At 36.9% G+C, this 11935-nt stretch carries 11 protein-coding genes and 1 tRNA gene; 6 read left to right on the plus strand and 6 right to left on the minus strand.

Annotated elements, in window-relative coordinates; genetic code table 11:
* Positions 1–304: 304 nt before the first annotated feature.
* From AY606_RS10485 to AY606_RS10495, 3 genes are all read left to right on the plus strand, one after another.
* Entirely contained in the window at positions 305–1279 is a 975-nt protein-coding gene (locus AY606_RS10485; RefSeq protein ID WP_067868015.1) for an FRG domain-containing protein, read from the plus strand.
* Positions 1280–1584: 305 nt separating this feature from the next.
* Positions 1585–2004: a hypothetical protein gene (locus tag AY606_RS10490; RefSeq protein WP_067868019.1), complete on the plus strand. Its 420-nt coding sequence runs from the start codon at positions 1585–1587 to the stop codon at positions 2002–2004.
* 1000 nt (positions 2005–3004) lie between these two features.
* Positions 3005–3271 (plus strand): helix-turn-helix transcriptional regulator, encoded by a 267-nt coding sequence (locus AY606_RS10495; protein ID WP_067868022.1) that lies wholly within the window; start codon positions 3005–3007, stop codon positions 3269–3271.
* 29 nt (positions 3272–3300) lie between these two features.
* On the opposite strand, the gene AY606_RS10500 is transcribed toward AY606_RS10495, so the two are convergent.
* From AY606_RS10500 to greB, 3 genes are all read right to left on the minus strand, one after another.
* Complete coding sequence (locus AY606_RS10500; protein ID WP_067868025.1) at positions 3301–4551, minus strand: tyrosine-type recombinase/integrase; 1251 nt, start codon at positions 4549–4551, stop codon at positions 3301–3303.
* A gap of 173 nt (positions 4552–4724) precedes the next feature.
* Positions 4725–4815, minus strand: a tRNA-Ser gene (locus AY606_RS10505).
* Between the two features lie 90 nt (positions 4816–4905).
* Positions 4906–5400: a transcription elongation factor GreB gene (gene greB / locus AY606_RS10510; RefSeq protein ID WP_067868029.1), complete on the minus strand. Its 495-nt coding sequence runs from the start codon at positions 5398–5400 to the stop codon at positions 4906–4908.
* A gap of 364 nt (positions 5401–5764) precedes the next feature.
* Between greB and AY606_RS10515 the strand changes: the two genes are divergently transcribed.
* The gene (locus AY606_RS10515; protein ID WP_067868032.1) at positions 5765–6874 is read left to right on the plus strand and encodes an MltF family protein; all 1110 of its coding nucleotides are present in this window, start codon (positions 5765–5767) and stop codon (positions 6872–6874) included.
* Positions 6875–6932: 58 nt separating this feature from the next.
* Here AY606_RS10515 and AY606_RS10520 read toward each other — a convergent pair whose 3' ends face one another.
* Positions 6933–7316, minus strand: a complete 384-nt coding sequence (locus AY606_RS10520) for an SCP2 sterol-binding domain-containing protein (protein ID WP_067868035.1) — start codon at positions 7314–7316, stop codon at positions 6933–6935.
* A 215-nt stretch (positions 7317–7531) separates the two neighbouring features.
* Positions 7532–8452: a tRNA 2-thiocytidine(32) synthetase TtcA gene (gene ttcA / locus AY606_RS10525; protein ID WP_067868038.1), complete on the minus strand. Its 921-nt coding sequence runs from the start codon at positions 8450–8452 to the stop codon at positions 7532–7534.
* A gap of 499 nt (positions 8453–8951) precedes the next feature.
* Between ttcA and AY606_RS10535 the strand changes: the two genes are divergently transcribed.
* Both AY606_RS10535 and htpX read left to right on the plus strand, forming a co-directional pair.
* A complete protein-coding gene (locus tag AY606_RS10535; RefSeq protein ID WP_067868043.1) occupies positions 8952–9815 on the plus strand; it encodes a lytic transglycosylase domain-containing protein in 864 nt (287 codons plus the stop codon).
* Between the two features lie 142 nt (positions 9816–9957).
* Positions 9958–10863 (plus strand): protease HtpX, encoded by a 906-nt coding sequence (gene htpX, locus AY606_RS10540; RefSeq protein WP_067868046.1) that lies wholly within the window; start codon positions 9958–9960, stop codon positions 10861–10863.
* A 432-nt stretch (positions 10864–11295) separates the two neighbouring features.
* On the opposite strand, the gene AY606_RS10545 is transcribed toward htpX, so the two are convergent.
* Positions 11296–11886, minus strand: coding sequence for a DUF4112 domain-containing protein (locus AY606_RS10545; RefSeq protein WP_067868047.1), 591 nt, complete (start codon positions 11884–11886; stop codon positions 11296–11298).
* Positions 11887–11935: the final 49 nt, after the last annotated feature.

Raw genomic sequence — 11935 nt, forward strand, 5'->3', positions numbered from 1 at the left:
AAACTGTCCCCCTTTTATCCGCAGAAATTGGGGATATTTTCTGCCCTGGGAAGGCTGCTAACATTGAGGAAAGTTTCAATTTGATTAAAAAGTAATTAATTTTATTGGTAGAATATATCAAAACAGTTCAAAAAAAAGCCGACTTGTTTCCAAGCCGGGATTCTGCTGATCTTTCAACTTTTTCTTTTATCTTAAATTATTGATATTGCAATATTATTACAATTTCGTTGCGTATAAGCGCCATTATGTTAAATGGAGGGAATCTTTGCTTATAATAGAAAAATTTAAATGAGAAATGTAATTAATGACTTTTTCTGTCAATGCACTTGTTGAAAAGATGACACTACAAGAAGGTGGTTATTACCTATTAAAAATAGATAATCAACAAGATCTAATTGATTTTTTTTGTCCATTTAAAAGGAATTTTGAGAAAGTAATAGAAACAAAATCTGAAATGAATAATAGATATATTAAAAATCTTATATTTCGGGGCATGAGTAACAGTGAATATGAACTAATTTCATCTTTATATAGGGATAAGAAAGAGTCATTTGATCATGCTGACACTCAATTACAAGAATATTTTATTTTGAGAGACTTCATAAATGCTTGTGATTCTACTGGCACTATAATTCCAAATGACTCCGTAGCATGGAGAAAGCTCTTTGAAGATGAAAAACACATTAAAAGAATGGTGAAGGAACAAGCAAATTGGGCATCAATAAGTGAATTGTATGAACTTATTGGATTCGCTCAGCATTATGGTGTTCCCACTAGATTTCTAGATTGGTCTTATCATCCTTTAGTTGCATTATATTTTGCTAGTATTGAAGTTATAGATAAGATTTTTAATATGATTCATAAAAATGAAGATATTGATTTCAATAATTTGTTTATGTCGATATGGATCTATGCTGACTCTAATGTTGTTCCAGAAGTACAAGTAATAGATTTACCGAAGGCTACTAATTCACATATATCTTTTCAGAAAGGGTGTTTTACTTGTGTGACACAGCCTATTAATAAACTTAATCTATCACAAGATGAATCTAAAACCTTATCATTCCTCACTATAAATGATGTCCTAAAAGATAAGTCTTTAGAGAATAATTTATTAAAAGTTGATATTCCTTATGCCTTAGCTATAGATATTTATTCCTATTGTGACGAATATAATTTTAATGGTGCAACATTGTTTAGAGGACCTCATGGAAGTGCAAAATATACAATCGAAAAACTAAGATTTAAGAAGGTTAAATACTTCTTAAAGAATAAATAGCTATTTAATTTTTCTAAAATTAACATAATACAACTTATACGAAGTCTAAAATGGGAGCCTTAAGCCACCATTTTTACTAATTTTTTTGATAATTTCGCATAAATACCATTATGTTAAATAGCCGCTTATTTTGTTGAAAAGTCCACTATTTATGAGTTTCTCATAAGAGATTTTATGGTAAATCATGGTTAGATGCCTCACTCCAACAAAACCATACTCTACGTCAGAAAATAAATATTAACCCTGTTTTTGAGTCGATGTTCAAAAACCTACTTAAAAAAGCTAAAACTTAGAGTTAAATTTTAATGAATCAAATAGATGCAATTTTAAAACATTTTAAAGAATGGCACCCTTACGCGGGAATAGAATATTTATGGTATAGCTGTGATGGTGAGATGGATGATGAAAATTATCCAGACGTAAAATTTGAATATAACCCAGATACTGCTTTTTTTATGGCCTTAGAAAGGCTCTTAAAAAGTGGAGATGCATGTTTGTTTTACGGTGATTGTATTGAGCATCCGAAACGCGGGGAACGTTTAACAGAATCACCAGATGAGCAGCTAGCCTTACTTAAAGAAATATGGATTGGTAAGGAAAAAATGGACAAATTGGATGAAGAGCATGGTTATTTAGGTTGGTATTTTTTATCAATTTGCCCTTATTCATTAACTCAGAAAATGTATGATGAAGATGGGATTTTTTTAAGGTGGTATGTTAATTAATTTTTGTATAATGCTCAAAAGACAATAGTTTCGGAATCTAATATTTTTTCCATTGAATTGAATAAGTACTTTAAAGTTTTTCTAAAATTAACATAATACAGCTTATATGAAATGCAATTTTTATTCCTTTAAAAATCAATTTCTTATATACTATTAAAAAGCCCATTCACCCTCGAATGGGCTTTTTTTATGATTATTCACGTTCCACATCTAATATTTGAGCAATGTTCCACAACTTAATTTAGCTTTCTTTAACCGTCTTTCTTTAGTCTTCCCGCTCAAAAAAAAGCCAAAGAAACTCATTTCCTCTGTTTGATAAGTAATATTTTGGGGTTCAGGGGGTCGCCCCTGACAAGCCCTGTTGCGTACCAAAAAGCGATCCGTAGGATAGATTTTTGTAGCTACAGGTAGGCTTGCTCACAGGAACTTAACCTCATTCCATCTGCGTTGATACATGAGGACTCAAGCTAAAATATTTATACTTTAATTAAATTAGAAATTATCGAAAAATGAAAAATTCTGTTCTTATATTCACTACCGAACCAAATTTTAAGTATTTTTTTTATATGTAAAATAAGAAAAAAATGATACACATTTTGATACAAGAAATTGGTTTTTCTACTCATTAACTCAATTAAAAATGGGGGTATTACCATGTCAATTAGCTATACCTCAAAAATAAAAAATATTGTTCTAAGTCCTCTATCCTTTGCTTCTTGAGAATAGTTGAATGATAGATATATCTTTAAACTTAAGTCTTTTTACCTAAAAATTATATCTCAATATTTTTTCTAAATAGTGCTCAAGTTTGACGAATTATCCACCTATTTTTCTGATCCATCATTGTTTTCTATAAAATTCACCTTATTCATTTTTTCGGTTTTCAATTTTTTATTAAAAGTTCCAATTCTCATACTTTTAGAATTGTCTATTTTTTTATTTTGCTAAGCTTTTATACAAGCAATGTCGCTTAATAATAAAAATCAGGAGTAGACAGACAATGTCTATTGCAAAACTTTATCGAGTGAAAGATCTCGTAAACTATCCAGCACGTGCTGGTAATGTATATGTCGACCGTTCTGGTCGTATACGCAAACTTTCCTCTCGTGAAGCATCCATTGGTTTATTGAACATTTCAGAGTCCATGCTTTGGAAATTAGTAAAACGAGGGGATTTTCCTGCCCCGACCTATATTACTGCGAGTATGCCAACATGGTCTGAACACCAAATCAATCAGTGGATAGAAAGCAAAAATAGAGCTGCATAGCGACTATTTTATTTTTCCTAAAGCCTGTGTCATAACAGGCTTAAATCTTTTTGACTTTCTACACTTGCATCATATTTATCTTCAAGGAAAGATTCCAAATAATCAGCCCACTTCTGCATCATCTCTCGTCGCTGTTCTAAAAACTTTGTTCTGTTGTAAGCGGTACCGTTAGGATCTTTAACTCTATGCGCTAATTGATGTTCAATATGCTCTACTCGCTGATTAAGAACTTCATCTAACAGTGTTCTTGCTGTAGCTCGTGAACCATGTACAGTATGTTTGCCTGCAAACCCTAAGCGCTCTAAAGCCTTATTCATCGTATTGTCTGAAATACAACCTTTACCCTCTCGACCGACAAAAATATATTCGTTCCCAAGATAAATATCCATAATTGAATCTAGTAGTTCGATTGCTTGCCTTGATAGTGGAACAATGTGTTCTTGTTTAGTTTTACTGGCAACAAACTTTAAACAATGCTCTTCTTTATAATAATGCGCTTTTTTAAGCTGTCTAATCTCCCCTGGACGCTGGAAAATCAGTAAGGAGAGTTTTATCGCAATTTGGGTCGAGATTAAACTTCGTTGGTGTACCTCACCATATCGCCATACTGCTTTGACCAGCGATGCTAGTTCTCGTGGTTCAGTAATGGCAGCATGATTTGTTTTAGGTGGTGTTGGCAGTTCAATATCTTCTATCGGATTATAAATAATGAGTTTTCTTTTTCTGGCAAATTTGAAAATTTGATTTAAATCCGACTTTAATCTTTTAGCTACAGAATATGCTCCTCTTGCGAGAATAGGCTGAAATATACGATCTTCCATAACTTCTAAAGTAAGCTGATCAAAGGTCAATGTTGATATTTGTGGTAAGACATCATGATTTAAACGACGGATCGTTTCACTATCTTCTTTCTTTTCTATCGCTCTTTTTTCAAGCCATTTTTCTGCAATCACCTGAAAAGTATGATCTAGCTCATGTTTACGCTGGTGTTTATGTTGCAAACGTTGTGCTGCTGGATCAATACCCTTTTGAATAAGCACTTTGTATTCATCTCGAACTTTACGAGCTTCTTCCAAGGACATCCCAGGATATGTACCGAGTGACATTTCATTACGCTTGCTCGTATATGGGCGAGTATAATTAAATATCCAATACCGACTCCCATTCGGATCAATACGAAAATATAGGTTTCCACCATCACCTATCTTTATACTCTTTTGCGGATCAGCTTTAAGTTTTTTAATTTGTAGCGCTGTGAGCTTATTTTGAGTACGTGCCATAATAAAAAACCACGCAAAAAAAAATGTAGTAAGTTTTAACTTACTACATTTCTTACTACTTTATAACTGTAGATTTACGTCAAGTGTCAACGTGCGTCGTACCGTTATATTCCAACTTTAACCAATATAATCAATTGCTTATATTGCGTTAAGTAATGTTGGACAGTGTTGTTTGGCGGAAGCGGTGAGATTCGAACTCACGGAGGGGTATAAGCCCTCGTCGGTTTTCAAGACCGGTGCATTAAACCGCTCTGCCACGCTTCCAATGGCGGCTATGATATAAATAAAAACTCAACTTGGCAAACACTTTTATACTTTTTTCTTATCAAGTGATTAAAATAAAATCAAAATGTATTAATTTGCTAAATTTTCGGGCTTTTCATAACGAATTTGATTGATATACCACTGTTTTTTCCCAGAGGGTATCAAAACCTCCACTTCATCATTGACTTGTTTCCCAAGCAAAGCACGTGCCATAGGCGAATCAATTGAAATATGCTGTGGATGGTGATCATAAATTTCATCCACGCCAACAATACGTATGGTTTTTTGTTCGCCCTCATCATTTTCAATGTCCACCCAAGCACCAAAATACACTTTGCCCTCTTGCTCAGGTGAAAAATCAATAATTTTGAGCTCTTCTAAACGCTTGCCCAAGTAGCGAACACGACGATCAATCTTACGCAAAATCTGCTTGTTATATTGATAATCAGCATTTTCACTACGATCGCCGAGACTCGCTGCCCAGTTCACTTTTTGGGTAATTTCTGGTCGTTCTTCATGCCATAAATATTGTAATTCTGCGACAAGTTTGTCATGTCCAGAACGTGTAATTAAGTTAGATTTCATAGTATTTTTTGATGTTTGACTTACAATTTATTTACAAGAATGGTCTATTTTATCCGCTATTTACACATAACTAAAGTTTATAAAATTAATTCTTCAATTAAATTAATTCTTTATGTTACATATCTCCAAAAATCTTAGTACAAAATTTGACAAGTTTATTTTTCGCCCTTATTATTCGCGCATGTTTTTAAGTCGCTTATTTTTTAATCTATGTAGAAATTCTACATATTCTCCTTTTAATCCAATGTCATTTTTGAATGACGTCATGACTGCCCTACCCTTATTGAATTTATCAAACTTGAAGAAGCTTGAGGCATATTCGCCTTTGCTTTATAGGGCATAAATTACTTGTAGCGGAGACAACATGCACAGTAGTTCAACTTCTGGGGTGAGGCTTTGCCTTAACTCTTTAAAATCTTCTATCTCATTAAAAATTCTTGCATTCAGTACCCTGTTAATTCCGTTTCATAGTATTAATGCAAGTAAAGCGTCCCAGTACGATTCTGTAGTTAACGGCAAGCAACTCACCGTCGTTTCAGTGGAAAATTCGACCACCGTATTTAAAGATGGTGCGCATCTACATGGTTTTGGTTATGACCTGGCACGCAACTATGCCAACAGCTTAAATGTTAAGCTGATCTTTAAAACCGTACCGGATAATGCGACTGCACTCAAATGGGTAGCGCAAGGTAAAGCCAACTTTGCCATGACTACCGCAAATCTCGGTTCAATTGAACAGAAGCGTTTAACTTCTTTTTCTGCAACTTGTGGTGATATTGGCAGCTTGCAAAAAAATGGTCTAAATACAAAGCTGAATTGGGTGTTTAAACAGGCTGATGATCCCCTCACCCAAACTGCGAGTGGTTTTGTCTGCAAAGGCAAACAATCGGGTGCAATTCGACAACTTGCTTCATTTTATAACCAGAATGCAGTTAAAGAAGAATCATGGGATAGAATACAGCATGATCTGAATAAGCGTATGCCAATTTATAAAGCAAGCTTTAAAACTACCGCAGCTAAATATGATTTAGACTGGCATCTGTTAGCAGCTATTGGTTATCAGGAGTCTTACCTGAAACCTAATTCCGTCTCGCCTACCGGTGTTCGCGGTTTGATGATGCTAACCAACAGTACTGCAAAAGCCATGGGCGTGAGTAACCGAACTGATCCCGCTCAAAGTATTGAAGGTGGTGCAAAGTATTACGACCAGATGTTAAGTCGTTACTCGGACGTTCCTTTTCCTGATCGTAACTGGTATGCGCTGGTGGCGTATAACATGGGACCGGGTGCCGTGAATCAGATTCAAAAGCGTATTCGTGCACAAGGTAAAAATCCAAATAACTGGGTTAATCTGTATAGTTACTTAGATCGTAATAAAGCCAGCAATGGCCGTTACCGTCAAGCGGTACAATATGTGACACGTATCCGCTCTTATTTAGAACATATTAAAACCACACCGTTAGTGAATATTTAATATCTTCTCGATATAAAAAAAAGCTTACCCTAAGGTAAGCTTTTTTTTATAAAAATTCTTAAGTGGTTTGCTCAAGCACTTTTTTAAACAAATCTTTTTGTTCTTGGCTTGGCTTGGCAGTTTGTAAGGCCATCAATTGTGACATATCGCCTTGAACCTTAATTTTGCCAGTCATGAACGCCTGCATTGCAGCGGCCATATCAAATTCTAAGAATACTTTACGAAGGGTTTCACCATCCATATTCAAAGTGGTTTTCGCATTTGGAGATAAACCTTTTTTGATTGCACCACCATCCAAAGACAATTCTGTATTGCCTTGTACATCTGTAACTACCAAGTTAATTGCTAAATTTGCCAATGCAGGTGGCAAGTTTAAATCACCCGCTTGAGCAGTTAAGGTTTCTACATTTGAAAACCAATCATCAGTTAAAAAGGTAGGCATGTTCTTTCCTCAATTTATTCGTTCATTTGTGTCGCCTATCCAGACAACATCTTTGTGAAGCTATTTATGCTTGAGGATTGTTATAGCATGTAAAATTGTTTTCTGCTTAAAGTTTTTTGCACGATACGTTCAATTTTTATATTTCTAATACATTATTTAACTGAATCAAATATATAAATAGACACCAATGCTAAAACTGGTGTCTACCACGACGATTATTCAGCAGCAAAGCCTAAATTCACCATATTGATGCGTTTGCTTTCTGGTTCATCTTCTGTTGAACAGCTACCGGTGAAATCAATTTCACGTTGTTCATCTAAAGCTTCAAAGTCAAACAGCTCACGATCGGCCAGTTGCGACGGCGATACGTTTTGCATGGCACCAAAAATACTGTGTAAACGCTTCGGATATTGGGCATCCCATTCACGCAGCATATTATTGATCATGGCGCGTTGTAAATTTTCCTGTGAACCACATAAGTTACACGGAATAATCGGGAACTGACGCATGTTTGCATACTTGATGATGTCTTTTTCTTCCACATAAGCCAGTGGACGAATCAGGATATTTTTTTTGTCAGATGACAAAAGTTTAGGGGGCATGGCTTTTAAGCTGCCGCCATGGAACAAGTTTAAAAAGAAAGTTGCCATAATGTCATCACGGTGATGACCCAAAGCCACTTTGGTCGCGCCAATTTCTTGGGCAAAACCATATAACGAACCACGACGTAAACGCGAGCATACTGCACAATACGTTTTACCTTCAGGGGTCAATTTTTTGGTGATGCTATAGGTGTCTTTTTCCAAAATATAATAAGGAATGTTATTTTCTTCCAAATAACGTGGCAAGACATCTTCAGGGAAGCCCGGCTGCTTTTGGTCAAGATTCACCGCAACGACATCGAAATTTATGGGTGAAATGCGTTTAAACTGCAACATGATGTCAAGCAAGGTATAACTGTCTTTACCACCAGAAATACATACCATCACCTTGTCACCTTCTTCGAGCATTTTAAAATCACGAATGGCATGACCGACTTGGCGGCGAAGCTTTTTCAACAAACGGTAATATGCCGAACTTGTTGGCAGTTCTGGTTTGAAATTAAATCCTTGTTCAGACTCAACTGGCGAGTACATAGACGCGATTTACCCATAAATGAAAATTCCGCGCAATTTTATCCGATCTGACCTCACATCGCACCAAAAGAATGTAATTTCTGAAAATTGCTTATTGATTTCATTTTCACGTAATCAACCACGTGTTATTTTGGACGATGCAGTTCAAATTTTACTCACAATGCTTACCAATTGTACTTTTCCACAGTTGTCCACAAAAGCTGTGGATAACTTTGTGGATTTCAAAAGGCTTGACAAGGTGTCTGACCTATTGTTTAAGGCTTCTATTTAAATTGATCATTTTTTGATCAATTTAATTTTTTATAAAAATCAATGCCTTAAATGTGTCAAGTTATCCTGATTAAAAAAAATTAAAATATTTTTTGATTACTATCTCTGCAATTAGCACTTGCTTTTTACAAACTTGCCGAGAAATAAATTCCAGAATGCTTTTAATTGTGTGTTTTTTTGTTAAACTCCTGTTGAACTGTCTGGAGCAGATTTTTTTCTATATAAAAAAATGAAAAATAACATTCTAAGCATGGGTTTTTATTTATTGGGGTGTGTAACAGTGAATTCTGTTACAGCGACCAGTTATGCCGGTCAAACCATTTATCAGTTAAAAGAATCGAATGGTACGACCCTGCTCACCAATAAACAGGGCCGATACAGTCATTTAAAAGTGGAAAAAAAGACTTATTATCCTGACAGTAATATGCATAGTTATAGCAACTGGGGAAGCTCTGAAGCTTCGGTACTTCCAAGCTATAGCCGTAATAAAAATGCCTTTGACCCTATTATTAAACAGGCAGCCACACAGCACGGTATTTCTGAGGGCTTGATTAAAGCGGTCATGCATACTGAATCCGGCTTTAATGTCAATGCGCGCTCCCCTGTCGGTGCACAAGGATTGATGCAACTGATGCCTGCAACGGCGCGACGTTTTAATGTTTCCAATGCATATGATCCCCAGCAAAACATTATGGCGGGGGCAAAATATTTGTCTTGGCTGATGAAACGTTTTAACGGTAATACTTCCTTGGTTTTAGCCAGCTATAATGCCGGTGAAGGCAATGTGGCAAAATATGGGGGTATTCCTCCGTTTAAAGAAACCCAAGATTATGTAAGACGGGTGAGCAGTCGTTTCAGCAACTTGTACTCTAATGGAATTTCTACAATTTCAAGCAATAACTCTCCTCCTGAAAATGGAAGAATTATCGCGCAATCTAATTCTGATGAGTCAAACGCATCAAACTCTACGCCGCATTACAGTGCACAACGACAAATCATCATGGCAGCTGATGGCAGTTTCACCGATGCTCCTACGGGTTCTTATTCCACAGCACACGCTACAGCTTCAGCCAGAATTTCAATTACTGACTAAGCAGGACCTTTTGAATCTGTATTATTTAGATAGAATTACTTAACTTTTCTGCTTGAATTTTTAAGGCTTACACCTCATATTTACTAACATGATTTTTGATTCATAAATCAGATTATTTTTTTATTATAAGAGGATTCTCTCAATGATGCGGATTGGTTTGTTCTTGCTTACCAACCTCGCGGTACTGGTTGTAGCTGGCATTATTTTGTCACTCTTCGGTGTCGGTAGTTACCATGGCGCGGGTGGCTTAAATCTAGGCAACCTATTGGTCATCTGTTTTGTCTTTGGTATGGTTGGTTCTATCATTTCCCTATTCATGTCAAAATGGATGGCGAAAAAAACCACTGGGACAGAGCTTATTGATCCCAATGCGCCTCGTAATCAAGCAGAAGCATGGTTATTACAAGAAATTGCGCAATTGTCGCAACGCGCTGGTATCAATATGCCAGAAGTGGGTATTTTCCCTTCTTATCAGTCCAATGCTTTTGCCACAGGTTGGAACAAAAACGACGCTTTAGTAGCCGTTTCAACGGGTTTACTCGAACGAATGAACAAAGACGAACTTCGTGCGGTACTTGCGCATGAAATTGGTCACGTTGCCAATGGTGACATGGTGACCCTTGCCCTGATTCAGGGTGTCGTCAATGCCTTCGTGATGTTCTTTGCACGTGTCGTTGGTGACTTTATTGACCGTAATGTGTTTGGTCGTGAAGACGGCGAAGCACCGGGTCTGGCCTACTTCGGTATTACCATCGTACTGGATATCGTGTTTGGCATTTTGGCATCTTCTATCGTGATGTGGTTCTCGCGTCAGCGTGAATATCGTGCCGATGAAGCGGGTGCGCGTTTAGCCGGGAAACAAGCCATGATTTCTGCATTATTACGTTTACAGGCAGAATCAGAATTGCCTGATCAAATGCCTAAAGAAATGAAAGCATTTGCAATTGCAGAAGGTAAGGAAGAAGGTTTCAGCTTGGCGGCTTTATTCCAAACCCACCCAACGATTGAACAACGTGTAGCTGCCCTACATCAGCTTAACTGCCCATAATATTGTTTGACAAAAATATTGGTTGATTAAATTAAATATCGAAAAGTCTCCACATGGAGGCTTTTTTAATGCTGCTGAATACAACGCAACAGACTGCCGTTGATATCAAAAATGCAGCACATCTCTATTTTAGCTAAGTGTTCTATAATAGTAGTGATTCGTGCTTGAAATACAGACCAATTTAAACCCTACCAAGCCCGATAAAGCACAGTTAAATCATGAACAGGAATACACGCCCTATGCCAAGAAGTTTCTGGCTCTCGCTTGGGAGGCTGAAAAACTCTAAACTTAAACTGTGCATATTCAGAATCATTCATTGACTGGATTAAGAGGTACATTGATAACCGAGCAGGCGATAAAAATCACATGTCAGTTCAAAATTGATGGCGGATAAATGCAGTAATATAATCCATCAATTTTATCCACTAAAAATCAAAAAGCATTCAACCCTTGAAACCATTGCCATAACCCGCTCAAACCAAACCACATCGCAAGCAGCATCAACACCAATACGATTGCACCCAAAAGATCAGGAATATGCAGCCATAGCCACACCACCACAGGATTTCGCCAAAAGGCTGAGTTCTGCTGTTTATTTTCCAGACTTTCATGCAAAAATGGATGCACCACATGTGAATCACTGCGAATCTGGTATTCCTCTCGGATATGCTCATGCACAATCGCTAAAGCCTTACGGCTGGGACGAATAAAAACGTCAAAAACTGTTCCCACTATAGGGATAAAACCCACCACTGCATCCAGCATAGCCAGTTTCAGCACCGGATTCAGCTTGCTTTGTGGCACCCCTATTTGCTTGGCCTTATAAATGGCATAGCAGGTCAAGACAAAGCCTGCGACATCTCCAGCAATGGGAATGGTACTTAAAGCAGCATCTGCCCCGACACCTTGTTTGGTAAACGGAATCCGTACCACTGAGTCCATCATATTGGCAAACTTGGCCAAGTCCCGCTCTAGACGCACCACTTCTTGCTGGCTGAGTTTTTTTTGTTGTTGCTCTGGCATATAAGCCTCAATTCCAAGGAAAGCATTATCTAAACACTTGAGATTACAT

The sequence above is a fragment of the Acinetobacter sp. SFB genome, from assembly GCF_001647545.1.
In the GTDB taxonomy this organism is placed as follows: domain Bacteria; phylum Pseudomonadota; class Gammaproteobacteria; order Pseudomonadales; family Moraxellaceae; genus Acinetobacter.

Excerpts from the sequence above, each read along its gene's own strand:
- AY606_RS10500 (WP_067868025.1), bottom strand. The coding sequence starts at position 4,551 with ATGGCACGTACTCAAAATAAGCTCACAGCGCTACAAATTAAAAAACTT.
- greB (WP_067868029.1), bottom strand. The coding sequence starts at position 5,400 with ATGAAATCTAACTTAATTACACGTTCTGGACATGACAAACTTGTCGCA.
- AY606_RS10485 (WP_067868015.1), top strand. The coding sequence starts at position 305 with ATGACTTTTTCTGTCAATGCACTTGTTGAAAAGATGACACTACAAGAA.
- ttcA (WP_067868038.1), bottom strand. The coding sequence starts at position 8,452 with ATGTACTCGCCAGTTGAGTCTGAACAAGGATTTAATTTCAAACCAGAA.
- AY606_RS10545 (WP_067868047.1), bottom strand. The coding sequence starts at position 11,886 with ATGCCAGAGCAACAACAAAAAAAACTCAGCCAGCAAGAAGTGGTGCGT.
- AY606_RS10535 (WP_067868043.1), top strand. The coding sequence starts at position 8,952 with ATGAAAAATAACATTCTAAGCATGGGTTTTTATTTATTGGGGTGTGTA.
- AY606_RS10515 (WP_067868032.1), top strand. The coding sequence starts at position 5,765 with ATGCACAGTAGTTCAACTTCTGGGGTGAGGCTTTGCCTTAACTCTTTA.
- AY606_RS10495 (WP_067868022.1), top strand. The coding sequence starts at position 3,005 with ATGTCTATTGCAAAACTTTATCGAGTGAAAGATCTCGTAAACTATCCA.
- AY606_RS10520 (WP_067868035.1), bottom strand. The coding sequence starts at position 7,316 with ATGCCTACCTTTTTAACTGATGATTGGTTTTCAAATGTAGAAACCTTA.
- AY606_RS10490 (WP_067868019.1), top strand. The coding sequence starts at position 1,585 with ATGAATCAAATAGATGCAATTTTAAAACATTTTAAAGAATGGCACCCT.
- htpX (WP_067868046.1), top strand. The coding sequence starts at position 9,958 with ATGATGCGGATTGGTTTGTTCTTGCTTACCAACCTCGCGGTACTGGTT.